This is a genomic window from Telluria sp. ZT3P39 (assembly GCF_059685935.1).
Genome location: NZ_JCASIH010000024.1, coordinates 1 through 24,658, shown reverse-complemented (window position 1 = coordinate 24,658; position 24,658 = coordinate 1). Strand labels below are relative to the sequence as shown.

The 24,658-nt window shown below is 63.6% G+C and carries 27 protein-coding genes and 1 tRNA gene; all 28 read right to left on the bottom strand.

The features are described 5' to 3' along the window. Positions 1-130: 130 nt before the first annotated feature. Positions 131-1,015: an ion transporter gene (locus AC56LR_RS18090; protein WP_497132332.1), complete on the bottom strand. Its 885-nt coding sequence runs from the start codon at positions 1,013-1,015 to the stop codon at positions 131-133. 51 nt (positions 1,016-1,066) lie between these two features. Continuing rightward, the gene (locus AC56LR_RS18085; protein ID WP_497132330.1) at positions 1,067-1,621 is read right to left on the bottom strand and encodes an NADPH-dependent FMN reductase; all 555 of its coding nucleotides are present in this window, start codon (positions 1,619-1,621) and stop codon (positions 1,067-1,069) included. Positions 1,622-1,692: 71 nt separating this feature from the next. Then, positions 1,693-2,001 (bottom strand): hypothetical protein, encoded by a 309-nt coding sequence (locus tag AC56LR_RS18080; RefSeq protein ID WP_497132328.1) that lies wholly within the window; start codon positions 1,999-2,001, stop codon positions 1,693-1,695. 3 nt (positions 2,002-2,004) lie between these two features. Further along, positions 2,005-3,282 carry an MFS transporter gene (locus AC56LR_RS18075; protein WP_497132326.1) on the bottom strand — a complete coding sequence of 426 codons (1,278 nt, stop codon included), beginning with the start codon at positions 3,280-3,282 and terminating at the stop codon, positions 2,005-2,007. A gap of 186 nt (positions 3,283-3,468) precedes the next feature. After that, entirely contained in the window at positions 3,469-3,981 is a 513-nt protein-coding gene (gene ispF / locus AC56LR_RS18070; protein WP_497132324.1) for a 2-C-methyl-D-erythritol 2,4-cyclodiphosphate synthase, read from the bottom strand. Between the two features lie 12 nt (positions 3,982-3,993). Beyond that, entirely contained in the window at positions 3,994-4,737 is a 744-nt protein-coding gene (ispD, locus tag AC56LR_RS18065; RefSeq protein ID WP_497132322.1) for a 2-C-methyl-D-erythritol 4-phosphate cytidylyltransferase, read from the bottom strand. Continuing rightward, complete coding sequence (locus AC56LR_RS18060; RefSeq protein WP_497132320.1) at positions 4,734-5,441, bottom strand: hypothetical protein; 708 nt, start codon at positions 5,439-5,441, stop codon at positions 4,734-4,736. The genes ispD and AC56LR_RS18060 overlap by 4 nt, the downstream gene beginning before the upstream one ends. Positions 5,442-5,445: 4 nt before the next feature. Next, a complete protein-coding gene (locus AC56LR_RS18055; protein ID WP_497132319.1) occupies positions 5,446-6,003 on the bottom strand; it encodes an NUDIX domain-containing protein in 558 nt (185 codons plus the stop codon). Between the two features lie 67 nt (positions 6,004-6,070). Beyond that, positions 6,071-6,400 (bottom strand): DUF2818 family protein, encoded by a 330-nt coding sequence (locus AC56LR_RS18050; protein WP_497132317.1) that lies wholly within the window; start codon positions 6,398-6,400, stop codon positions 6,071-6,073. A gap of 4 nt (positions 6,401-6,404) precedes the next feature. Continuing rightward, positions 6,405-7,922, bottom strand: a complete 1,518-nt coding sequence (gene nuoN / locus AC56LR_RS18045) for an NADH-quinone oxidoreductase subunit NuoN (protein WP_497132315.1) — start codon at positions 7,920-7,922, stop codon at positions 6,405-6,407. Between the two features lie 7 nt (positions 7,923-7,929). Beyond that, on the bottom strand, positions 7,930-9,417 hold the full coding sequence (locus AC56LR_RS18040) for an NADH-quinone oxidoreductase subunit M (RefSeq protein WP_497132313.1): 1,488 nt from the start codon (positions 9,415-9,417) through the stop codon (positions 7,930-7,932). Positions 9,418-9,443: 26 nt separating this feature from the next. Next, positions 9,444-11,516, bottom strand: a complete 2,073-nt coding sequence (gene nuoL / locus AC56LR_RS18035; protein ID WP_497132311.1) for an NADH-quinone oxidoreductase subunit L — start codon at positions 11,514-11,516, stop codon at positions 9,444-9,446. A 30-nt stretch (positions 11,517-11,546) separates the two neighbouring features. Further along, positions 11,547-11,855 carry an NADH-quinone oxidoreductase subunit NuoK gene (nuoK, locus tag AC56LR_RS18030; protein WP_171081295.1) on the bottom strand — a complete coding sequence of 103 codons (309 nt, stop codon included), beginning with the start codon at positions 11,853-11,855 and terminating at the stop codon, positions 11,547-11,549. Beyond that, complete coding sequence (locus AC56LR_RS18025; protein WP_497132309.1) at positions 11,852-12,529, bottom strand: NADH-quinone oxidoreductase subunit J; 678 nt, start codon at positions 12,527-12,529, stop codon at positions 11,852-11,854. The genes nuoK and AC56LR_RS18025 overlap by 4 nt, the downstream gene beginning before the upstream one ends. A 20-nt stretch (positions 12,530-12,549) precedes the next feature. Then, a complete protein-coding gene (gene nuoI, locus AC56LR_RS18020; RefSeq protein ID WP_489875349.1) occupies positions 12,550-13,038 on the bottom strand; it encodes an NADH-quinone oxidoreductase subunit NuoI in 489 nt (162 codons plus the stop codon). 9 nt (positions 13,039-13,047) lie between these two features. Continuing rightward, positions 13,048-14,094, bottom strand: a complete 1,047-nt coding sequence (gene nuoH, locus AC56LR_RS18015; protein ID WP_497132385.1) for an NADH-quinone oxidoreductase subunit NuoH — start codon at positions 14,092-14,094, stop codon at positions 13,048-13,050. Between the two features lie 35 nt (positions 14,095-14,129). Further along, the gene (gene nuoG, locus AC56LR_RS18010; protein WP_497132307.1) at positions 14,130-16,460 is read right to left on the bottom strand and encodes an NADH-quinone oxidoreductase subunit NuoG; all 2,331 of its coding nucleotides are present in this window, start codon (positions 16,458-16,460) and stop codon (positions 14,130-14,132) included. A gap of 21 nt (positions 16,461-16,481) precedes the next feature. Further along, positions 16,482-17,777: an NADH-quinone oxidoreductase subunit NuoF gene (gene nuoF, locus AC56LR_RS18005; RefSeq protein ID WP_497132305.1), complete on the bottom strand. Its 1,296-nt coding sequence runs from the start codon at positions 17,775-17,777 to the stop codon at positions 16,482-16,484. Beyond that, positions 17,774-18,250, bottom strand: a complete 477-nt coding sequence (nuoE, locus tag AC56LR_RS18000; protein WP_497132303.1) for an NADH-quinone oxidoreductase subunit NuoE — start codon at positions 18,248-18,250, stop codon at positions 17,774-17,776. The genes nuoF and nuoE overlap by 4 nt, the downstream gene beginning before the upstream one ends. Before the next feature lie 15 nt (positions 18,251-18,265). Continuing rightward, positions 18,266-19,519, bottom strand: a complete 1,254-nt coding sequence (locus AC56LR_RS17995; RefSeq protein ID WP_497132302.1) for an NADH-quinone oxidoreductase subunit D — start codon at positions 19,517-19,519, stop codon at positions 18,266-18,268. After that, on the bottom strand, positions 19,519-20,112 hold the full coding sequence (locus tag AC56LR_RS17990; protein WP_497132300.1) for an NADH-quinone oxidoreductase subunit C: 594 nt from the start codon (positions 20,110-20,112) through the stop codon (positions 19,519-19,521). The genes AC56LR_RS17995 and AC56LR_RS17990 overlap by 1 nt, the downstream gene beginning before the upstream one ends. Before the next feature lie 15 nt (positions 20,113-20,127). After that, positions 20,128-20,604, bottom strand: coding sequence for a NuoB/complex I 20 kDa subunit family protein (locus AC56LR_RS17985; RefSeq protein ID WP_020654624.1), 477 nt, complete (start codon positions 20,602-20,604; stop codon positions 20,128-20,130). A 3-nt stretch (positions 20,605-20,607) separates the two neighbouring features. Beyond that, the gene (locus tag AC56LR_RS17980; RefSeq protein WP_497132298.1) at positions 20,608-20,967 is read right to left on the bottom strand and encodes an NADH-quinone oxidoreductase subunit A; all 360 of its coding nucleotides are present in this window, start codon (positions 20,965-20,967) and stop codon (positions 20,608-20,610) included. A gap of 167 nt (positions 20,968-21,134) precedes the next feature. Next, positions 21,135-21,219, bottom strand: a tRNA-Leu gene (locus AC56LR_RS17975). A 244-nt stretch (positions 21,220-21,463) separates the two neighbouring features. Next, positions 21,464-21,964, bottom strand: coding sequence for a preprotein translocase subunit SecG (secG, locus tag AC56LR_RS17970; protein ID WP_497132296.1), 501 nt, complete (start codon positions 21,962-21,964; stop codon positions 21,464-21,466). A gap of 63 nt (positions 21,965-22,027) precedes the next feature. After that, on the bottom strand, positions 22,028-22,777 hold the full coding sequence (tpiA, locus tag AC56LR_RS17965) for a triose-phosphate isomerase (protein ID WP_497132294.1): 750 nt from the start codon (positions 22,775-22,777) through the stop codon (positions 22,028-22,030). A gap of 117 nt (positions 22,778-22,894) precedes the next feature. Then, complete coding sequence (locus AC56LR_RS17960; protein ID WP_497132292.1) at positions 22,895-23,875, bottom strand: NAD(P)H-quinone oxidoreductase; 981 nt, start codon at positions 23,873-23,875, stop codon at positions 22,895-22,897. A gap of 89 nt (positions 23,876-23,964) precedes the next feature. After that, complete coding sequence (locus AC56LR_RS17955; protein WP_497132290.1) at positions 23,965-24,420, bottom strand: hypothetical protein; 456 nt, start codon at positions 24,418-24,420, stop codon at positions 23,965-23,967. Between the last annotated feature and the right edge of the window lie 238 nt (positions 24,421-24,658).

The following is a 24,658-nucleotide window of genomic DNA, read 5'->3' as shown; positions in this document are numbered from 1 at the left end:
CAGCGCACCGGTGATGTGAACGCGCGGCCGGCGAAGCCGGCCACCCTACATTTTTATGCTGACTGAACGGCATTAGCAGCCAGGGGCACGTTTGATCCGCGTCAAACGTGCGCGGTTGCCGCCACTTGCCCTAGGTCGTGGAGAGCGGCAGTTCGGCCCCGCAATCCTTGCAGTACGAGGCCGCTGCATCGTGGCCGATACTGCCGCAACTGTCGCAGGTCCTGGCCGCACGCATGCCATGCCGGCGGTCGACACGCAGCGCCGTCATCTCGGCCGTCACGATGCCGGTCGGCACCGCCAGGATGCCCCAGCCGAGCAGCATCATGAACGAGGCGATGGCCTTGCCCAGCGTGGTCTGCGGCGTGATGTCGCCATAGCCGACCGTGGTCATGGTCACGATCGCCCAATACATGGCGGTGGGAATGCTGGTGAAGCCGTGGGACGGGCCCTCGACCACATACATCAGCGTGCCCAGGATCAGCACCGCCATCAGCACCACCGACAGGAACACCATGATCTTGCGCCGGCTGTTGGCCAGCGCCTCGGCCAGGCGCGTGTATTCCTCGATGTACAGGGTCAGCTTGAAGATGCGGAACACACGCAGCAGGCGCAGGATGCGGATGTCGAGCAGGGCCTGGCTGCCGGGCACCAGCAGCGACACATAGGTGGGCAGCACCGACAGCAGGTCGACGATGCCGAAGAAACTGGTGGCGTAACGCAGGGGCTGGCGTACGCAGGCCAGGCGCGCCAGGTATTCGATCGTGAACAGCAGCGTGAAGCCCCATTCGAGCACGCGCATCAAGCCCGCATGCCGCGTGCCGATGGCGGGCACGCTCTCGAGCACGACCACCAGGATGCTGAGCAGGATCGCGCCGACCAGCAGGATGTCGAAGCGGCGTCCGGCCCGGGTGTCGTTCTGGAAGATCAGGTCGTACAGGCGCGCGCGCCAGCCGCCGGCCGGGCGGCCGTAGCGGGCCGGCATCTGCGTGCCGCGCGGTGCCGGCGCGGCTTTCATTCGCAGGGAGAACCCTTGAGCTCGACCGTGTTGCGCACCGGGACCTGGTGTCTAACCGGCATGGCGCTCGACCCAGGCGGCGAAGGCGTCGATGAAGGCCTGGAAGAAGACGCGCGTGCCCTCATCGAGCAGGCGGCCGCCGTCGTACTTGCCGGCCACGCCGCCGACATAGGCTTCCGGCGCAGGCATGCAGGGCATGTTCAGGAAAGGCAGCATCTGGCGCAGGTGGTGGTTGGCCCCGAAGCCGCCCAGCGCGCCCGGCGAGACGCTCACCACCGCGCAGGGTTTGCCCTCCCAGGCCGCCTTGCCATAGGGGCGCGAGCCGACGTCGATGGCATTTTTCAGCGCGCCCGGCACCGAGCGGTTGTATTCAGGGGTGCAGAACAGGATGGCGTCGGCCTGGCGGATGCGCTCGCGAAAAGCGGTGAAGGCCGCCGGCGGATGCTCGGTCTCGTCGTCCTGGTTGTAGAGCGGCAGGTCGCGGATCTCGACGATCTGCATGGCCAGGGCGCCTGGCGCCAGGTCGATCATGGATTGTGCGACCTTGCGCGTGAACGAATCCTTGCGCAGGCTGCCGACGATGACGGCGATATTCCTTGTGGCCATATGCTTCTCCAGGTCGGTCGTGAAAAACCGATGGTAACCATTTTAGCAAGGACGCGTTGCGCGGCAGTGGATTAGATGCGGAGGCGGCGCCGCTCTTCCAGGAAGCGCTTGAGCCGGGCCGCGCTCATCACGTCCACCGGGTCGCCGTGCCAGGCATACAGGAAAGGCTCGCCGCCCAGGCGGTCGGTCAGCTTGGCCGACAGCAGGAAGCGCGTGCCCGCCGGATAGTGGTCCGGGTCGGTGAGCCGGCGCGAGCACTGCACCCGCAATGACGACGAATAGGCCTGGCCGGGCACCGGCCGGATACGCAGCCGCCCGGTGCGCGGATCCAGCCTCGATTCGACCGCCACCTCGCGATACAGCCAGCTTTCCCGCGCCACCGTTCAGCCTTTCGCCGCGGCCAGCGCCGGGCGCACCACCGGCTGCTCGCGAATCGGCAGATTGACCAGGGCGGCGGCCACGGCCAGCAGGATGTCGGCGTACCACATCCAGCTGTAGTCGCCGAAGCGCACGAAACTCAGGCCGCCCAGCCAGGCGCCGAAGAAGCCGCCGATCTGGTGCGACAGCAGGGTCATGCCGAACAGCGTGGCCAGGTAGCGCATCCCGAACAGCTTGCCCACCAGGCCGGCGGTGGGCGGTACGGTGGCCAGCCAGGTGAAGCCGAGCGCGCCGGCGAACAGGTAGAAGGTCAGCGCGGTTTTCGGCGCCATCAGGTAGAGCACGATGATCACGGCGCGGCTGGCGTAGATGATGGCCAGCAGCGACTTCATGCGGTAGCGGGTGGCGAGCGCGCCGGCCATCAGGCTGCCGGCGATATTGAACAGGCCGATCAGGGCGAGCGCCGTGGCCGACACGCCGGCCGGCAGGCCGCACAGGGCGACCTCGCCCGGCAGGTGGGTCACCAGGAAGGCGATGTGGAAGCCGCAGGTGAAAAAACCCAGGTGCAGGCACAGGTAGGAGCGGTCGCGCGCCGCCTGGCGCAATTGTTCGGTGAGGGAGATGCCTGCCGGAACCGGCGCCGGCGCCGCAGCTGCACTGGCGGCGCCGGTTGCGGCGGCCGGCACTGCGGGCACTGGGGCTTTCTTGCCGCGCATACCAAGGGCCAGCGGAATGGTCAGCAGCGTCGAGGCCGCCATCGTCAGCATGGCCGCGACCCAGCCGGCGCTGGCAATGATCGCCTGCATCAGCGGCGCGAACACGAACTGACCGAAGGAGCCGCCCGCATTGATGAAGCCGGACGCAAAGGCGCGGCGCTCGGCGGGCAGGCGCTGGGCCGTGGCGCCGATCAGGATCGAGAAACTGCCCGCCCCGGCCCCGGCTGCCGAGAGCAGGCCCATGGTCAGGATCAGGCCCCATTCCGAGTCCACGAAAGGGGTGGCGGCGGTGCCCGCGGCCAGCATCAGCCCACCGATGACGATCACCCGCGCCGGCCCGTACTTGTCGGCGATGGCGCCGAACACCGGCTGCGAGGCGCCCCACATCAGCTGGGCCACCGCCATCGCGAAGCTGATGGACGCGATGCCGAGACCCGTCGAGGTGTTGATCGGGGACAGGAACAGCCCAGTGGTCAGGCGCGCGCCCATCGTGATCATCAGGATCGCACTGGCGGCGAGGATCAGCATCCAGGCCTGGCGTGGGGTCATCGTTTGCGGGGAAGTCATCGGCGGTCTCCGTAGGGTGGGCGGGGTAATTTCGGGCAGTGTCCGGAATTACGAACGCCCGCGCGTTCAACTCACGGCTGGGGACCAAAGAACGTATCGATTTGCGAACGCCTCTTGAACGCGCGGGCGGCGAAGCCGCCCACCCTACGAATCCTGGTGCACATACACGCAGGTGTCAGATTGCCACTATTCCGCCGCGCGGATCAGCATCGCCACCGACTCCGCCGCCATGCCCTCTTCGCGCCCAAGGAAGCCGAGCTTCTCGTTGGTCTTGGCCTTGATGTTCACCTGCTGGGGCGACACGCCCAGGTCTTCGGCGATGCGCGAGACCATGTGCGGGATGTGCGGGGCCATTTTAGGGGCCTGGGCGATGATGGTGGCGTCGATGTTGCCGATGGTGTAGCCGGTGGCCACCACGCGGTGCCCCACTTCGCGCAGCAAGGTGCGCGAATCGGCGCCGGCGAACATCGGATCGGTGTCCGGGAAATGCTTGCCGATATCGCCCAGCGCGGCGGCGCCCAGCAGCGAATCGATGATCGCATGCAGCAGCACGTCGGCATCGGAATGGCCGAGCAGGCCCAGGCGGTGCGGGATGGTCACGCCGCCGACGATGAGCTTGCGCCCTTCGACCAGTGCGTGGCAGTCATAGCCGGTTCCGATGCGGAACGGCGGAGTCGGATTATAGGAAGCTAGTGCCATAGGTTCAGTTTTTCAGTTCGGTTCAGGGTGCGATGCGGATGGCGCCTGCGGTGCATACGCGGCCAGGTACATCTCGGCAATGCGGATGTCGGCAGGCAGCGTGACTTTCAGGTTGCGCGGGTGCCCTTCCACCAACTTGGGGGCCAGTCCCAGCGCTTCAACCGCGCTCGCGTCATCGGTAATCATGGATGGGTCCGTGGCCGCGTCAAGGGCGCGGCACAGCAGGTGGTAGCGGAACATCTGCGGCGTCTGGGCCAGCCAGAGCCCGTCGCGCGACACGGTCGCTACCTCATCGGCGACGCTGCGCTTGACCGTGTCGACCACCGGCAGGGCCAACAGGCCGCCGGCGGGATGCTCACCTGTTTCGACGATCAGGCGCTCGATGAGTTCCGCATCCAGGCCTGGGCGGGCGGCATCGTGCACCAGCACCCAGTCGTCCTCGTGCAGGATGCCGTGCAGGGCCAGCAGGCCGTTGCGCACCGAGTCCATGCGGCTGGCGCCGCCGTGGCGCAGCACGCTCACGCCGCGGCCCGGCACGATGGAATCGATGATGGGGTCGTCCGCGCTCACCACCACATAGGTATGGGCAATGAGCGGGCTCGACACGAAGGCGTCGAGCGTGTGGCGCAGCATCGGTTTGCCGCCGAGCTGCAGGTATTGCTTGGGGCTGCTCGCCCCCATGCGCGCGCCTACCCCGGCTGCCGGGATCAGGGCGATGTAGCGCGCTGGTGGCTTGGAAGCGGATGGGTTCGTCATGATGGCCTGCGTATTCGTGTGGGTCGGAGCAAAGACTGTACCTCACCTCCGCAAACCTTGCCCAGCCGGGCATATTCCTGCGGCGAGTCGATGGCCGCCTGCAGGGCCTCGACCTTGGCCATTTCGCTTTTGATATAGGGCATCCAGCCGCGGTCGATCTCGCGCTGGAGCAGGCCTTGCGCCTGCCCGGTGCGCGCGTACAGCGGCTTGTCCTCGAAGCGCCGCTGCAGCGCCAGGCGCACGCGGGCTTCGGCTTGCGGCAGGTAGCCGAGATAGGTGTTCAGGTGGCGCATCTCGTGGGCCAGCACTTCCTGGTAGGCGCAGGAACTGGGCGCGAATTCGCGGCTCACATACACGACGATCGGCGGGTAATAAAGCTTGACCTCGATGTGGGGCGCGATGCATTCGTAGCCGCTGGCCGGGTCGACCAGCAGGCGCCCGCCGACATTGATGCTCACATGCGACTCGGTGCGCGTCAGGCCCAGCACGTACTGGCCTGGCCGCGCGCTCCCTTTCATCACGGTCAGCGAGCGGTAACCGACCGTGTTATCGATGCGAAAGCCATTCTGGGTGCCGGTCAGCACCGACAGGCTTTCGCCGATCGTGTCTTCGCAGCGCGCCTGGAACTCGGTGCGCGCGGCTGCCTGCGCGGGCATGGCTACGAGCGCGCAGCACAGCAGCACGAACGCGGGCAGGAGCTTCATGGGATCAGGCGGGATTCCAGGCGCCGGATAAAATCTTCTCGAGCCAGAAGGCGCCGATGATAGTCTTCACGTCGGTGATCTCGCCGCGCTGGACCATGCCGAGCAGCTCGGGCACGGTGGCGCTGAAGGTCTCGAGGAATTCGCCGTCGTCGAGCTTTTGCTGGCCCTCGAGCAGGTCTTCGGCCAGGAAGAGTTCGAGGTGTTCGTCCGAGTAGGCGATGGCATTGTGGATGGTGCAGACGAAACGCCAGCGGGCGGCGGTGTAGCCGGTTTCTTCTTCGAGCTCGCGTTTGGCGCAGTCCAGGTGGTCTTCGCCCGGGTCGATTTTACCGGCCGGGAATTCGATGAAGACCTGCCCGTTCGGATAGCGGAACTGGCGCTCCAGCAGCACGCGCCCATCGGGCAGCAGCGGCAGGATCACGACCGCGCCGGGGTGGCGAATCAGTTCGCGGTGGGAGATCGAGCCGTCCGGCAGGCGCACCTGGTCGCGTTCGACCTTGAGGAAGGGGCCGTCGTAGACGATGCCGCCGTCGATGCGGGTTTCTTTGAGATTGACCGTCATGCAGGCTCCGATATGAATTACGTGACGCGAACACCGGTTGAACGCGCGGGCGGCGAAGCCGCCCACCCTACGAACGGCGCTTGCGCAGGTACTGCCAGACAAACCCGGGAAACGCCAGCACCAGGAACAGGCACCCGGTGATCGCATAAAATTCCCAGCCCTGCGCGAATACGCCGCCGATGCTCGATTCCAGCAGGCGCGCCAGGCCACCGACGACGAAGTATAAGATAATCAGTTCGAGCAGACGCAGCGGGAGTGACTTCGTGCGTCGGGAGCCGTCATCGGCGGTGCTGGTCTTCAGTGGTACAAGACCCAGCACGCGCTCGGTGAGGAAAGGCAGGTTGGCGGCCGCGAGGGAGAGCGCGACCACCAGCCAGACAGCCAGAGAAGGATTCACCGGCTTATTTTGCGAGGGTAGACTGCATGGCGCTGTAGCACACCGCCAGCAGCCAGCCCGGGATGATACCCAGCACCACCACGGCCAGGCCGTTGAGCGACATCACGACGCGCATGTCGGCCGGGGTATGGATCGCGGCGGTGTCCGCTGCGTCGTCGAACCAGATGGTCTTGACGATGCGCAGGTAGTAATAGGCGCCCACCAGCGAGAACATCACGGCGACGATCGCCAGCCACACCATGCCGGCGTTGGCCAGTGCCTGCAGCACGGCCCACTTGGCCATGAAGCCGACCATCGGCGGCACGCCTGCCAACGAGAACATCAGGATCGTCATGACGATCGCGAACCATGGGCTGCGCTTGCCGAGGCCCTTGAAGTCCGAAATCAGTTCGGCTTCGTGGCCGGCGCGCGCCAGCATCATGATCAGGCCGAAGCTGCCGACGGTGGTCAGCACATAGGTGATCATGTAGTACATGGCGGCGCTGTACGACGACGCCGCGTCGGTGCTGTCGCCATCGACCACGCCGGTGAGCAGGGCCAGCAGGACGAAGCCCATCTGCGCGATGGTCGAATAGGCCAGCATGCGCTTGATGTTGGTCTGGGCGATCGCGGTGATGTTACCGATCGCCAGCGACAGCACGGCCAGCACCATCAGCATCTGCTGCCAGTCGAAGGCGAAGCCAGGCAGCGCCTCGACCAGGATGCGGAAGGTCATGGCCAGCGTGGCCAGCTTCGGCGCGCCGCCCAACAGCAGCGTGACGGCGGTCGGCGAGCCCTGGTAGACGTCCGGCACCCACATGTGGAACGGAACGGCGCCGAGCTTGAAGGCCAGGCCGGCGACGACGAACACCAGGCCGAAGATCAGGATGGTCTTGTTGGGAACGTCCGTGACGCTGGTCAGCTGGCCGATGGTGGTGATGTCGAGCGAACCGGTGGCGCCATAGATCATCGAGATGCCGTACAGCAGGAAGCCTGAGGCCAGTGCGCCCAGGATGAAGTATTTCATCGCGGCTTCGGTCGAGACGGCGTGATCGCGGCGCAAGGCCACCAGCGCGTACAGCGACAGCGACATCAGTTCCAGGCCCAGGTAGAGCGACAGCATGCTGTTACCCGAGATCATGATCATCTGGCCCAGCATCGAGAACAGCGCGAGCACGTAGAACTCGCCGCCCAGGTTACCCGACATCATGGCGCGGTCGCCGGAATACTGGCGCGAATACACCAGGGTCATGGCGGTGGCCAGGTAGGTGAACAGCTTGAGCAGGTTGCCCATCGGGTCCGACACGTACATGCCGCTGAAGGTGTACACCGTCGCGCCCGGTTTGAAATCGGCGAACGAGAACACGGCGCAGCCGGCGATGGTGAGCAAGGTCAGCGCGTAGGTCAGGTTGCGCTTGCCCTCTTTCAGGAACATGTCGATCAAGAGGATCGCGGAAGCCGCGACCAGCAGGAAGATTTCGGCATAGACCGGCACCAGGTTGGTGTCGGTCGCCGCTAGCAGGGTGGAGTTCATTTCGTTCATGGCTTATTTAAGGCACTTTGCTGACTGCGACGTGTTGCAAGAGGTCCGAGACCGACACCTGCAGCGTTTCGGCGATCGGCGCCGGGTACAGGCCCATCCACAGGGTGGCGATGGCCAGCACGCCCAGGATGGCGAACTCGCGGCCGTTCAGGTCGGTCAGTTCGGCGACATGCTTGTTGCCGATCGGGCCGAACACGACGCGCTTGACCATCCACAGCGAGTAGGCGGCGCCCAGGATCAGCGCGGTGCCCGCCAGCAGGCCGGTCCAGAAGTTGAACTGGGTGGCGCCCAGGATGACCATGAATTCGCCGATGAAGCCCGAGGTGGCAGGCAGGCCGGCATTGGCCATCGAGAACAGCACGGCGAAGGCCGCGAACTTCGGCATCGTGTTCACGACGCCGCCGTAGTCGGCGATTTCACGCGAGTGCACGCGGTCGTACAGCACGCCGATGCACAGGAACATCGCGCCCGACACGAAGCCGTGCGAGATCGACTGCATCAGGCCGCCCTGCACGCCCATGTCGTTGAAGATGAAGAAGCCGAGCGTGACGAAACCCATGTGGGCGATCGACGAGTAAGCCACCAGTTTCTTCATGTCCTTCTGGACCAGGGCCACCAGGCCGATGTAGATCACGGCGATCAGGGACAGCACGATGACGCCGGGAGCCAGGTAGTGCGAGGCGTCCGGGGTGATCGGCAGCGAGAAACGCAGGAAGCCGTAGGCGCCCAGTTTCAGCATGATCGCGGCCAGCACGACGGAACCGCCGGTCGGCGCTTCCACGTGGGCGTCCGGCAGCCAGGTGTGCACCGGCCACATCGGCACCTTCACGGCGAAGGCCATGAAGAAGGCGATGAAGATCAGGATCTGCTCGTTCATCGTGAGCGGCAGCTTGTGCCATTCGAGGATATCGAAGGAACCCGACGCGTTGTACAGGTAGACGATCGCGACCAGGGTCAGGAGCGAGCCGAAGAACGTGTACAGGAAGAACTTGAATGCCGCGTACACCCGGTTCGGACCGCCGAAGACGCCGATGATGATGTACATCGGGATCAGGGTGGCTTCGAAGAAGAAGTAGAACAGCAGGCCGTCCATCGAGGCGAACACGCCGATCATCAGGCCCGACAGGATCAGGAAGGAACCCATGTACTGGCCGACGCGCTCGTCGATCACCTGCCATGCCGCCAGCACCACGATGATGGTGATGAAGGCGGTCAGCGGGATGAACCACAGCGACAGGCCATCGACGCCGAGCTTGTAGAACACGTTGAAGCGCTCGATCCAGCTTGCCACTTCATAGAACTGCATGCCGTGGGCGGCGTTGTCGAAGTTCGCGATCAGGGGCAGCGTCGGCAGGAAGCTGACCACCGCACCGACGAGGGCCAGCATGCGGGTCAGCCCCTTGTTGCCTTCGCGGCCTACCGCCAGGATGATCAGGCCGAAGACAATCGGGAGCCAGATCGAAAGGCTCAGGTAAGGAGGAAATGTAGAAATCATTTTTCGCTTTTGTTATCTTGGCCTGATTAACCGCGCCAGAACGGGAAGAAGTACAGCAGGGTCGCCAGCACGCCAGCGATCATGAAGAACGCGTAGTGGTAGATGTAACCGGTCTGCAGGTTGCGCACGACGGTCGAGAACCAGCCGACCAGGCGTGCAGAACCGTTGACCAGCAGGCCGTCGATCAGGCCGCGGTCGCCCACTTTCCAGAGGCCGCCGCCGACGGCGCGTGCGCCGCCAGCAAAGACTGCCTGGTTGAACTTGTCCATGTAGTACTTGTTGTCCAGCAGGGTGTGCAGGAACTTGAACTTGTTGTAGAACCAGGCCGGCACGCGCGGGTTGACCATGTAGCAGTAGTAAGCCAGGGCCACGCCGGCCAGGGCCAGCCAGAACGGTGCCGTCTGCAGGCCATGGATGGCCATGGCGGCAGCGCCGTGGAACTCTTCGCTCAGGGTCTTCATGGCGGTATGGTTCTCGCCGACGAAGATCACGTCCTTGAAGAAGTCGCCGTGCAGCATCGGGCCGATCGCCAGGTAGCCGATGATCACCGAAGGAATCGCCAGCAGGATCAGCGGCAGGGTCACGACCAGCGGCGACTCGTGCGGCTTGTCGCCCGGCTGCAGGCCATGGTGGTGATGGTCGTCGTGCGCGTCTGCGTGTGCGTCCTCCTCGTGGTGCGCGTCGGAGTCATGCCCTTCGCTGTGCGCCACCGGATGGTTCCAGCGCGACTCGCCATGGAAGACCATGAAATACATGCGGAACGAGTAGAAGGCGGTCACGAACACGCCGGCCAGCACCGCGAAGTTGGCGAAACCGGCGCCCGGGATGTTCGAGGCGTGCACCGCTTCGATGATCGAGTCCTTCGAGTAGAAACCGGCGAAGAACGGGGTACCGATCAGGGCCAGCGAACCGAGCAGCGAAGTGATCCAGGTGATCGGCATGTACTTGCGCAGGCCGCCCATGTTGCGCATGTCCTGGTCGTGGTGCATGCCGATGATGACGGAACCGGCGCCAAGGAAGAGCAGCGCCTTGAAGAAAGCGTGGGTCATCAGGTGGAACACGGCCACCGAATAGGCCGAAGCGCCCAGCGCGACGGTCATGTAGCCCAGCTGCGACAGGGTCGAGTAAGCGACGACGCGCTTGATGTCGTTCTGGATGATGCCCAGGAAGCCCATGAACAGCGCGGTGATCGAACCGATCACGATGACGAAGCTCAGCGCGGTATCGGACAGCTCGAACAGCGGCGACATGCGCGCCACCATGAAGATGCCGGCGGTGACCATGGTCGCGGCGTGGATCAGTGCCGAGATCGGGGTCGGGCCTTCCATCGAGTCAGGCAGCCAGACGTGCAGCGGGAACTGGGCCGACTTGCCCATCGCGCCGATGAACAGGCAGATGCAGGCGGCGGTGAGCAGCGGCCAGCCGGTGCCCGGCACGGTCATGGCAGCCAGCGACGTGCTCTTGGCGAACACTTCGTCGTACTGCATGGAACCGGCGGCAGCCAGCAGCAGGCCGATGCCCAGGATGAAGCCGAAGTCGCCAACGCGGTTGACCAGGAAGGCCTTCATGTTGGCGAAGATCGCGGTCGGACGGGTGTACCAGAAGCCGATCAGGAGGTACGAGACCAGGCCCACCGCTTCCCAGCCGAAGAACAGCTGCAGGAAGTTGTTGGACATGACCAGCATCAGCATCGCGAAGGTGAACAGCGAGATGTACGAGAAGAAGCGGTTATAGCCTTCGTCCTCGGCCATGTAGCCGATCGTGTAGATGTGCACCATCAGGGAGACGGACGTCACCACGCACATCATCATTGCCGACAGCGTGTCGATCTGGAAGCCGACCGCCAGCTTGAGGCCGGCGACGTTCATCCAGGTATAGATGTCCTGGTTGAAGACCGGCGCGCCGTCGAGCACCGCCATCAGGGTCTGGACCGAGATGATCAGTGCAATCAGGACGCCGAGGATGGTTGCCGTGTGGGAGACCTTGCGGCCGACCACGTTGCCGAAAAATTTCGTACCCAGCAGGCCGGCGATTGCCGAACCTGCGAGCGGCGCCAGCGGCACCGCGAGTAAGAGTGAGGAATTGAGTTGCCCCGCCATGTTGAACCTTAGTCGTTATTGTTTAACCGATCAGCCCTTGAGGCTGTCGAGGTCTTCCACATTGATCGTGTCCAGGTTGCGGAACAGGACCACCAGGATCGCCAGGCCAATCGCCGATTCGGCGGCCGCGACGGTCAAAATGAAGAACACGAAGATCTGCCCCGCCGCGTCGCCCAGGTAGTGCGAGAATGCGATGAAGTTCAGGTTCACCGCCAGCAGCATCAGTTCGATGGCCATCAGCAGGATGATGATGTTCTTCCGGTTCAGGAAGATGCCCACGATCGAGATCGCGAACAGGATCGCGCCCAGGATCAGGTAGTGTGCGAGCGACAAAGTCATGGATTCTCCTTCGGTACTGCGGGTGCGGCTGCAGCGGCGGCCTGGGCTGCTGCCTCGCTTGATGCCGCGTCGATGGCGCGCTGGTTGACCGCGTCCATCTTCACGATGCGCAGGCGGTCGTTACGCTTGGCACGCACGGCCAGGCCAGGGTCGATAGCTTTGGTGTCCTTGCGCTTGCGCAGGGTGAGGGCAACTGCGGCGATGATCGCCACCAGCAGGATCACGGCGGCGATCTCGAAGCCGTAGATGTACCTGGTGTAGATCAGCAGGCCCAGTTCCTTGGTGCCGCCGATATTCGCGGCGGCCGCTTCGGCCGACTGCTCGAAGCCGAGGAAACCGCGCCACAGGACGGCGGCCATCTCGAGCACGATCAGGGCGCCGATGCTCGATGCCACAGGCAGATAACCCCAGAAGCCTTCGCGCATGCGGTCGACATTAATGTCGAGCATCATGACGACGAACAGGAACAGCACCATCACGGCGCCGACATAGACCAGCACCAGCACGATGGCCAGGAACTCGGCTTTCAGCAGCATCCAGATGCCGGCCGCGTTGAAGAACGCGAGCACCAGGAACAGCGCGGCATAGACCGGGTTCCTGGTGGTGATGACTTGCAGCGAGGCCAGCACCATGATGGCCGCGAACACGTAGAACAAACCAGTTGTAAATTCCATGACTTGGAAGCCTCTTCTTATTAACGGAACTTCGCGTCCGCCTCACGGGCGGCGGCGATGTCGGCTTCGTAGCGGTCGCCCACGGCCAGCAGCATCTCTTTGGTGTAATAGAGATCGCCGCGCTTTTCGCCGTGGTATTCCAGCACGTGGGTTTCGACGATGGAATCGACCGGGCAGGACTCTTCGCAGAAGCCGCAGAAGATGCACTTGGTCAGGTCGATGTCGTAGCGCGTGGTGCGGCGGGTGCCGTCCTCGCGCTGCGCCGACTCGATCGTGATGGCCATGGCCGGGCAGACTGCCTCGCACAGCTTGCAGGCGATGCAGCGCTCTTCCCCGTTGGGGTAGCGGCGCAGCGCATGCAGGCCGCGGAAGCGGTTCGACATCGGCGTCTTCTCTTCAGGGTACTGGACCGTGATCTTGCGCGACAGCGCATACTTGCCGGTCAGGGCCAGGCCCTTGAAGAGTTCGGTCAGCATGAGGCTGCCGAGGATTTCTTTCACTCGATTCATTTTTCTCTCTTACTTCCAGATGTTCCACGGCGTCTGCATCCAGCCTGCGACGAGAACGAGCCAGATCAGGGTCAGCGGAATGAATACTTTCCAGCCCAGGCGCATGATCTGGTCATAGCGGTAACGCGGGAAGGTGCCGCGGACCCAGATCATGAGCGAAACCAGGATGAACATCTTCGCGAACAGCCAGAAGAAGCCACCGATCGCGCCGAATTCGAGGAAACCGAACGGGGCCGACCAACCACCCAGGAACATGATGGCAGCCAGCGTGGCGATCAGGATCATGTTGGCGTACTCGGCCAGCATGAACATCGCGTACGACATGCCCGAATACTCGACCATGTGGCCGGCGACGATCTCGGATTCGCCTTCCACCACGTCGAACGGGTGGCGGTTGCACTCGGCCAGGCCGGAGACGAAATAGATCACGAACAGCGGGAACAGCGGCAGCCAGTTCCACGACAGGAAGTTCAGGCCCATCGCGGCAAAGGTACCGGCCTGCTGGCCCAGCACGATGTCCGAGAAGTTCAGGCTGCCCGACACCATCAGCACCACGACCATCACGAAGCCCATCGGGATTTCGTAGGAGATCATCTGGGCCGAGGCGCGCATCGCGCCCATGAACGAGTACTTCGAGTTCGACGCCCAGCCGGCGATGATGATGCCGTAGACTTCCATCGAGGTGATCGCCAGCAGCAGCAGCAAACCGGCATTGACGTTGGCCAGCGCGGCTTGCGGGCCGAACGGCACCACCGACCAGGCGGCCAGCGCCGGCATGATGGTCATGACCGGACCGATCACGAACAGGCTGGTGGTGGCCTTGGTCGGGATCACGATCTCTTTGAGCAGCAGCTTGAGCGCATCGGCGATCGGCTGCAGCAGGCCGCCGGGACCGACGCGGTTCGGACCGACGCGGATCTGGATCCAGCCGATCAGCTTGCGCTCCCACAGGGTGGCGTAAGCGACCAGTCCCATCAGTGGCAGCAGAACGCACAGGATCTTGATCACGGTCCAGATCACTGGCCAGACCGGTGCGAACGGGCTGGCGGCGCCCATTTCATAGAAACTATCGATATAACCGGGCTGTGCCATTACTTGCCCTCCCCTGCTTTTTCAACATTGATTGCACCAAACATCGCACCCAGGGTGGCGACGGCCGGGTGACCGGCGGCCACGCGCACCGCGTTCGACGGCAGGCGTGCATCCACGCCCGCGACCAGCACGGCGCTGCCGCTACCTTGCGAGACGCGCACGCGGTCACCCGCAACCACGCCCAGCTGCTCGGCGACGGCCTTCGACAGCGACACCAGCGGCGCGTTCGCGTCAGCGGTGCGCTGCAGCGGCTCGGAACGGCGCGCCAGTGCATCGGTGAAATAGATCGGCACGTCGGTGACGCGCTCGAGCTGGCCGGCCGGCGCATACGAGCCGGTCGATGGCGCGAGCCTGGCGACGTTGTTCAGCTTGGCGGACAGGTCGGTGATGCCCTTGCCCAGCGCTTCGTCGCGGATCGATTCCGAAGTCTCGTAATCGAAGCCGGTCAGGCCCAGCAGGTTGCCCAGCACGCGCAGCACTTTCCAGGCCGGGCGGGTTTCGCCGAGCGGCTTGACGGTGCCGTTGAAGCTTTGTGCACGGCCTTCGCAGTTCACAAAAGTACCGGCGGTTTCGCTGAACGGCGAGACCGGCAGCAGCACGTCGGCGAAGTCCATGCCGTGCTTGAAGGACGACATGGCGACGACCATCTCGGCGCCATCCAGGGCGGCGCGCGCCTGCTGCGGGTTGGCCGCATCGAGTTCCGGTTCCGCGTGCAGCAGCACATAGGCTTTCTTGGGGACGGCGAAAGCAGCTTCGCCCTTGCCCGTTGCGCCCACCAGGTAGCCACCGACCGTGTTGGCCGCTTCGACCAGCGAGCCGAAGCTGCAACCGGTCTGCTCGGCGATCCATTGCGCGGCGGCGTGGATCTGCGAGGCTTGCGGGTGGTGCGAAGCGGCGTTGCCCAGGAAGACGGCGCCCGGTGCATCGCTGCTCGTGAGCGAAGCGGCGATGGCCTTGGCGGCGTCGCCGGCCTGTACGTTCTCGAAGCCCGATGGTGCGGCAATGCCGCGGGCAGAGGCGACGGCCGAGACCACTTCCGACAAGGCGGCGAGCCAGTCGTTCGGTGCGGCGATCAGCTTGCTCGCGACCGGCATGAGCAGGTCGTCGTCCGCGCCCTGCAGGAGCGACAGCTTGGCGCCGCCCTTGACGGCGGTGCGCAGGCGGGTCGTGACCAGCGGGTGGTCCTTGCGCAGGAAGGAACCGATGACGAGCACGCGCTTGAGCTGCGAGATGCCGGCGATCGGCATGCCCAGCCATGGCGTGACCTGGCCGTCGAGCGAGAAGTCGCTCTGGCGCAGGCGGAACTCGACGTTATCGGAGCCGAAGCCGCGCATGGTCTTGTTCAGCAAATACAGTTCTTCGACGGTCGAGTGCGCGGTAGCGACGGCGGCGACGCTGTCGGCGCCGTGCTCGTGACGGATGTTGCGCAGGCCGTGGGCCACGTATTCGAGCGCGGTCTGCCAGTCGGTCTCTTGCCAGACGCCGCCCTGCTTGATCATTGGATTGACCAGGCGGTCGGCATTGTCCAGCGCCTCGTACGAGAAGCGGTCTTTATCCGAGATCCAGCATTCGTTGATGGCCTCGTTTTCCAGCGGCAGAACGCGCATGACCTTGCCGCCCTTGACCTGGACGATCAGGTTGCTGCCGAGCGAATCGTGCGGCGCGATCGACTTGCGGCGCGACAGTTCCCACGAACGTGCCGAGTAGCGGAACGGCTTGCTGGTCAGCGCGCCGACCGGGCACAGGTCGATCATGTTGCCCGACACTTCCGAGTCGACGGTCTTGCCGACGAAAGTCGTGATTTCCGAGTGCTCGCCACGGCCGATCATGCCGAATTCCATGACGCCGGCCACTTCCTGGCCGAAACGCACGCAGCGGGTGCACTGGATGCAGCGCGCCATCTCTTCCATCGAGATCAGCGGGCCGGCCTCTTTCGGGGCCACCACGCGCTTTTCTTCGTCGTAGCGCGAATTGCTCTTGCCGTAGCCGACTGCCAAATCCTGGAGCTGGCATTCGCCGCCCTGGTCGCAGATCGGGCAATCCAGCGGGTGGTTAATGAGCAGGAATTCCATCACCGACTTCTGCGCCTGCACAGCCTTGTCGCTGTGGGTGCGCACGATCATGCCAGGCGAGACCGGGGTCGCGCAGGCAGGCATCGGTTTCGGCGCCTTTTCCACTTCGACCAGGCACATGCGGCAGTTCGCTGCGATCGACAATTTCTTGTGATAGCAGAAGTGCGGAATGTAGGTTCCGAGTTTGTTTGCGGCGTCCATCACCATGGAACCTGGTGCGACTTCGACTTTCTTGCCGTCTAATTCAATTTCAACCATTTGATCGTTACCTGACCTGGTTTAAAGGTATGCGGGCACGAGGCAGTGCTTGTGCTCGATGTGATATTCGAATTCCTCGCGGAAGTTCTTGATCATCGCTTCTACTGGCATCGCGGCTGCGTCACCCAGGGCGCAAATGGTGCGGCCCTTGATGTTGAAGGCGATGTTGTTCAGCAGGTCCATGTCTTCCGGACGGCCTTTGCCGTTTTCAATGCGGTGCACCATGCGGTACATCCAGCCGGTACCTTCACGGCACGGGGTGCACTGGCCGCACGACTCTTCGTAATAGAAATACGAGAGGCGCAGCAGCGACTTGACCATGCAGCGGGTTTCGTCCATGACGATCACGGCGCCCGAACCCAGCATCGAGCCGGCTTTCGCGATCGAATCGTAGTCGAGGTCGGTGTCCATCATGACCTCGCCGCGCACGACCGGCGCCGACGAGCCGCCAGGAATCACGGCCTTGATCTTCTTGCCGCCGCGCATACCGCCAGCCAGCTCCATCAGCTTGGCGAACGGGGTGCCCAGCGGGACTTCGTAGTTGCCCGGACGCTCGACGTCGCCCGAGATCGAGAAGATCTTCGTGCCGCCGTTGTTTGGTTTACCCAGCGCCATGTAGTTCTCGGCGCCGATGTTCAGCAGGAACGGGACCGCTGCGAAAGTCTCGGTGTTGTTGATCGTGGTCGGCTTGCCGTACAGGCCGAACGAGGCCGGGAACGGCGGCTTGAAGCGCGGCTGGCCCTTCTTGCCTTCGAGCGACTCGAGCAGCGCGGTTTCTTCGCCGCAGATATAGGCGCCGTAGCCGTGGTGCGCGTGCAGCTGGAAGGAAAATTCCGAGCCCATGATCTTATCGCCCAGGAAGCCGGCGGCACGCGCCTCTTCCAGCGCTTCTTCGAAGCGCAGGTATTCCGCGAAGATCTCGCCGTGGATGTAGTTATAGCCCACGGTGATGCCCATCGCGTAGGCGCCGATGGCCATGCCTTCGATCAGCGCATGCGGGTTGTAGCGGATGATGTCGCGGTCCTTGAAGGTACCCGGCTCGCCTTCGTCGGTGTTGCAGACGAGGTATTTCTGGCCCGGATACTGGCGCGGCATGAAGCTCCACTTCAGGCCGGTCGGGAAACCGGCGCCGCCGCGGCCGCGCAGGCCCGAGGCCTTCAGGTCGGCGATGATCTGTTCCGGCGAGATGCCTTCTTCGATGATGCGGCGCAGCGCCGAATAGCCGCCACGCTTCACGTAGTCGGCCAGGTGCCAGTTCTCGCCGTTGAGGTCCTTGAGGATCAGCGGATTGATGTGACGGTCGTGCAGGCTGGTCATTTGTTCAGTTCCTCAAGCAGGGCGTCGATCTTCTCGTCGCTCATGAACGAGCACATCTGGTGGTTATTCACCAGCATCACCGGTGCGTCGCCGCAGGCACCCATGCACTCGCCTTCCAGCAGCGTGAACTTGCCGTCGGCGGTGGTGTCGCGGAAGCCGATCCCCAGCGCATCCTTGATGCGGTTGGCGGCGCGTTCGCCGCCCGACAGCGCGCATGGCAGGTTGGTGCACACGGTGATCTTGTGCTGGCCGACCGGCTTGGTGTTGTACATGTTGTAGAAGGTCGCGACTTCTTGCACGGCAATCGCCGGCATGCCGATGTAGTCGGCGATTTCCTGCATGGTTTCCGGCGACAGCCAGCCCAGTTCGACCTGGGCGTGGGCCAGCGCGGCCATCACGGCCGACTGGCGTTGATCGGCCGGGTATTTAGCCAGTTCGCGATCGATTTTTTGGTAGCACTGCTGCGATAACATATTCGTTTGTCCTTCTTACCTATCGATACTGCCGAACACGATGTCCTGGGTGCCGATGATGGTGACGGCGTCGGCGATCATGTGGCCGCGCGCCATTTCGTCCAGGCTCTGCAGGTGGGCGTAATCCGGGGTACGGATCTTCAGACGGTACGGCTTGTTGGCGCCGTCCGACACGATATAGATGCCGAACTCGCCCTTCGGGTGCTCGACCGCGGCATACGCCTCGCCTTCCGGCACGTGGAAGCCTTCGGTGAACAGCTTGAAGTGGTGGATCAGCGATTCCATGTTGGACTTCATGTCCATCCGGTTCGGCGGCACGATCTTGTGGTTGTCGATCATCACCGGGCCGGCGTTCACGCGCAGCCAGGCCACGCACTGCTTGATGATGCGGTTCGACTGGCGCATCTCTTCCATGCGCACCAGGTAGCGGTCGTAGGAGTCGCCGTTGGTGCCGATCGGGATGTCGAAGTCCATCTGGTCGTAGACGGCATACGGCTGCTGCTTGCGCAGGTCCCAGGCCACGCCCGAACCGCGCAGCATGGCGCCGGTGAAGCCCATGGCTTTGGCGTCGTCGGGCGAGACCACGCCGATGCCGACGGTGCGCTGCTTCCAGATACGGTTATCGGTCAGCAGGGTTTCGTATTCGTCGACATAGCCGTCGAAACGCTTGGTAAACGCGTCGATGAAGTCCAGCACCGAACCCTGGCGGTCCTGGTTCAGGGCGTCGATCGCCTTGCGCGAACGGATCGGCGATTCCTTGTGCTGCGGCATGCGGTCCGGCAGGTCGCGATAGACGCCGCCCGGGCGGTAATAGGCCGCGTGCATGCGCGCGCCCGACACCGCCTCGTACACATCGAACAGGTCTTCGCGGTCGCGGAAGGCGTACAGGAAAGGACCCATGGCGCCGATGTCGAGCGCGTGCGCGCCCAGCCACATAAGGTGGTTCAGGATACGGGTGATCTCGTCGAACATGACGCGGATGTACTGCGCGCGCACCGGGGCTTCCACGCCCAGCAGCTTTTCGACTGCCAGCACATAGCCGTGCTCGTTGCACATCATCGACACGTAGTCGAGGCGGTCCATGTACGGGACCGACTGCAGGTAGGTGCGGGTCTCGGCCAGCTTCTCGGTGCCGCGGTGCAGCAGGCCGATGTGCGGGTCGGCGCGCTGGATCACTTCGCCGTCCAGCTCCAGCACGAGACGCAGCACGCCGTGCGCTGCCGGGTGCTGCGGACCAAAGTTCAGGGTGTAATTCTTAAGCTCAGCCATTATTTCGTCCCGTAGGTTTCTTCGCGGATCACGCGCGGGATGTTCTCGCGCGGTTCGATCGTTACCGGTTGGTAGATCACGCGTTTCTGTTCAGGGTCGTAGCGCATCTCGACATAGCCCGTGACCGGGAAGTCCTTGCGGAACGGGTGGCCGATGAAGCCGTAGTCAGTCAGGATGCGGCGCAGGTCGCCGTGGCCGTCGAACAGGATGCCGAACAAGTCAAACGCTTCGCGCTCGTACCAGTTGGCGGCGCGCCAGATGCCAGTGACGGATTCGACGATCGGCATGTCGTCGTCGGCGCAGAACACGCGCACGCGCACGCGCCAGTTGTGCTCGATCGACAGCAGGTGCGAGACGACCGCGAAGCGCGCGCCGTCCCAGGTGCCTTCGCCGTACTGCGAGTAGTCGACGCCGCACAGGTCGATCAGCTGCTCGAAGCGCAGGGTCGGCGCATCGCGCAGGGTCTGCATCGATGCAAGGTAGTCGGCGGCCTTGACCACCACAGTTACTTCGCCCAGCGCGGAACTGATGGCAGCGCCCTCGCCCAGAGCATTTTTCAGGGCGAGTTCAAGGGATTCGAGTTTAGTCGTCATGGTGATTCGCTGTTCTTAGCGCGCGATGGTATTGGTGCGCTTGATCTTGTTCTGCAGCTGCATGATGCCGTACAGCAGGGCTTCCGCGGTCGGCGGGCAGCCCGGCACGTAGACGTCGACGGGGACGATGCGGTCGCAACCGCGCACCACCGAATACGAGTAGTGGTAGTAGCCGCCGCCGTTGGCGCAGGAACCCATCGAGATCACCCAGCGCGGCTCGGCCATCTGGTCGTACACCTTGCGCAGTGCGGGAGCCATCTTGTTGCACAGCGTGCCGGCGACGATCATCACGTCCGACTGGCGCGGCGATGGGCGGAACACAATGCCAAAACGGTCGAGATCGTAGCGGGCTGCGCCCACATGCATCATCTCGACCGCGCAGCAGGCCAGGCCGAACGTCATCGGGAACATCGACCCGGTGCGCGCCCAGTTGATCAGCTTATCGGCTGTGGTGGTAATGAAACCTTCGTTTAATACGCCTTCAATTGCCATGGCTTATTCCCAATCAAGGGCACCTTTCTTCCAGATGTACCAGAAACCGACGACGAATTCGGCGATGAACACCATCATCGTCACGAAGCCGGCCCAGCCCAGTTCGCGCATCGAGACGCCCCATGGGAAGAAGAATGCCGTTTCCAGATCAAACAAAATAAACAGGATCGCGACCAGGTAGTACCGGACGTCGAACTTCATGCGCGCGTCTTCGAAGGCCTCGAAGCCGCATTCATACGGGGACAGCTTGGCGGCATCCGGACGATGGGGCCCTAGCAGTCGGCCAAGCACCTGCGGAGCGACACCGACGCCGACGCCAATCAGAATAAAGAGAAGTACGGGGAAATAATTTTCGAGGTTCACGATGAAGCCTGTATTGAACGATCGGTTAATGAAACACTGCAGGGCTGCAGCGCCGAGTCGAAAGGCCGATCGTGATGACTTCCACAATGACCACCCGAATCGTAAAAAAAGCCAGCTCAGGCAGGAGAGCGTTTGCTCGTTGCGCCCTTGCTGGCTTCTTTGTATCTTGGTGCCGACGGCGAGACTCGAACTCGCACAGCTTGCGCCACTACCCCCTCAAGATAGCGTGTCTACCAATTTCACCACGTCGGCTGGAGACCAGTATTTTACCCTGCTTTAGCACTACTTTTCAATGCACAAATTGCGCTATCACAAGGAATTTACGCAATTTCTCAACAAATTAATGTTGACGATTAATCTTTACAGCTAATCACGTGCACTCAGTACTAAATCTGGCCGGGCTGCGAAGAACCTGGCCCGCGCTACTGACAGCGAGCCGCATTCTACCGCTAATCGCGAACGGGCGTGCGGCGCCCGTGCGACGGAAATCGAGGAATTACTTGGTCGCCGGGGCCGGGGCCGGCGCGACCGGGGTGGCAGCAGCTGGGGCAACCGGTACAGCAGGTGCCGGGGCAGCCTGCCCAGGTGCGGCCGGAATGGCGACGCCCGGGGTTTGCGGGATGTCATTGGCTGGAACGACCGTGGTCGCACCGGCGTTCGGGCCGGCGCCCGGAATGTCGCTCGGGATACCCGTGGCCGGGGCTTTCGAAGAGGGCATGGTGACGCGCTCCATCACGCCGCCGTCAGGGCCGGTGCTGCGGGTGGTGCTCGAGTAGGCCAGCGCCAGGGTCGAGGCGAAGAAGACGGCGGCGGCGACGGCGGTCGACTTCGACAGGAAGTTCGACGAGCCCGACGCACCGAACAGGCTGCCCGAGGCGCCCGAACCGAAGGCCGCGCCCATGTCGGCGCCCTTGCCGTGCTGGACCAGCACCAGGCCGATAATGGCCAGGGCCGAAATAACCTGCACGACAATAACCAGATTAAACAGGGTGTTCATTGCAATTCCATTTCCAAGTTAACGACGATTAAATGCGGTAATTCTGTAATGCGGGAGTACGGATTACTTTGCTGCGTGGATGATCGCGAGGAAATCCGCCGCCTTCAGGGCGGCGCCACCGATCAGGCCGCCGTCGATGTCCGGCTGCGCCATCAGGTTCGCCGCATTATCCGGCTTCATGCTGCCGCCGTACAGCACCAATACCTTTTCCGCGCTGTCTGCGTTGCATGCACGCAGCTTTTCGCGCAGGCCGGCGTGGACTTCCTGGGCCATTTCCGGGGTGGCGGTCTTGCCGGTGCCGATCGCCCACACCGGTTCGTAGGCCAGCACGATCTTGTCCATGGCATCGGGGCCGATCTTGTCGAGCACGGCGCCGAGCTGTTCACCCACCACTTGCATGGTCTGTCCTGCTTCGCGCTGCTCCAGCGTTTCGCCGACGCAGACGATCGGGGTCATGCCGGCTTCGATCAGGGCCCTGGTCTTTTTCGCGACCAGCTCGCTCGACTCGCCATGGTAGGCGCGGCGCTCGGAATGGCCGACGATGACGTAGCGGCAACCGAATTCCTGCAGCATCGCCGCGCAGACTTCGCCCGTGTAGGCGCCGCTCGGCTGGCAGGACACGTCTTGCGCGCCCCAGGCCAGTGCGCCGCCCTGCAACAGGTCCTGGCACTGGTACAGGTAAGGCGCCGGCACGCAGACGGCAGCAGCCGCCTTCGCATTGTCCAGTCCAGCAAGAATGCCGGTCAGCAGCAGCGCATTGGCTTCACGGCTGCCGTTCATCTTCCAGTTGCCTACGACGAGTTTGGAACGCATACGAGTCCACAGTTAAATAACCCGCTATTCTAGCGGTCGAATATGTGGCGGTCAAACAATGGCTTAGCTTCTTCCGCGGCCCCGTTCGATTGCCACTTCCCTTTTTGATTCAATCGCTTAGATCACTTCCAGCACGATCTTGCCCACATGCGTGCTGGACTCCATCAGCGCGTGCGCTTCTGCTGCCTGCGCCAGCGGGAAAGTCTTGTAAATCACCGGCTTGAGCTTGCCTTGCGCGAACAGCGGCCAGACCTGGCGGCGCAGATTGCGCGCGATCGCCGCCTTGAAGGCGACCGGACGCGGGCGCAGGGTCGAGCCGCTGATGGAGAGGCGCCGGCGCAGCACCTGGCCCAGGTCGATCTCGGCCCTGGCGCCGCCGAGCAGCGCGATCAGGGCGATGCGGCCGTCGTCGGCCAGGCAATCGATCTCGCGCGGCAGGTAATCTCCGGCGACCATGTCGAGGATGACGTCGACGCCCTTCCCCTTCGTCAGCTCCTTCACCACCGCGGCGAAGTCTTCCGTCCTGTAGTTGATACCGCGCTCGGCGCCCAGCGCTTCGCAGGCGCGGCACTTGTCATCCGATCCGGCGGTGGCGAACACGCGGTGGCCCAGTGCCGTGGCGAGCTGGATCGCGGTCACGCCGATGCCCGAGGTCCCGCCCTGCACCAGCAGGGTCTCGCCCGGAGACAAGTGCGCGCGGTCGAAAATATTTGTCCAAACGGTAAAAAAAGTCTCCGGCAGCGAGGCGGCTTCCAGCGGGGTCAAGCCTTGCGGGATCGGCAGGCATTGCTCGGCAGGCGCCGTGCAGTATTCGGCGTAGCCGCCGCCCTGCACCAGCGCGCAGACCATGTCGCCCTGCTTGAAGCCGGCCGCGGCGTAGTCGCCGTCGACGATTTCGCCGGCCACTTCCAGGCCAGGCAGGTCGGATGCACCGGGCGGCACCGGGTATTTGCCCAGGCGCTGCAGCACGTCCGGGCGGTTGATGCCGGCCGCATGCACCTTGATCAGCACTTCGCCCGCTTTCGGTACCGGCAGCGGGCGTTCGCACAGCTGCAGGACGTCCGGCTTGCCCGGCTGGGTGATCTCGATGGCGCGCATGGTGGCTCCCGTGTTGAAAAAACCGCAATTGTACGGGAGCGGAAAAAAAGATGTGGCCGAAGGGGCCAAGCGCGCGCGGGAAGCGTCGCTCAGCCGTGGTAGCGGCTGCTGCGGCGCCCCCGGAATTCGTCATCGGGCATGCAGTGCGCCAGCTTCTGCCGCGACGCGGTGCGCCCGTCACGGGTGGCGAGCTGCAGGGTACAGGTGAACGGGTCGCCGATCTCGAGGTGGCCCGGACGCTTGGGAACAGGCGGCAGGCCGAACTCGATGACCATGCTGGCCGCCTCCAGTTCATCCAGCGGCATCCCGAGCCTGGTGCCGGCCTGGCTCAGGTAGCGCGCATAGGTGCGCGCCACGCTGTAGCCGGCGGGAGCCTCCGGCCGCGCGGTGCCCGCGATCAGGTCGAGTTCCATCCGGTTCGCCGCTGTCCGCGCCTCGCGGTACATGAAGCCAAATGCCCAATAACCTTCGTAGTCGTTGTAGCGGCTGATGAAGGTGTCGAGCAGTCCTGCGGCGAGGTGATTGAGTTTGTGCCTGGAGATCATGGAGGTGGCCCTCGTCGACCGGCGGATGCCTGGCGTCGTCCGACGGGTCGACCAATGATGTTTGGGCCAGGGGGCCAGGTTACCAGATTCGAAGGTGGAAGCACACTTGGGTTCCGGCCTGCGCCCACTGCTGTCCGGAATAATTTGTAGGGAAATCGCTGAAAGGGTTGCAGGGAGTGGGTTACGGGCGTATACCCGAAGTCGCCAAACTTAAAACTCAAACCCTGCAACATGTTCA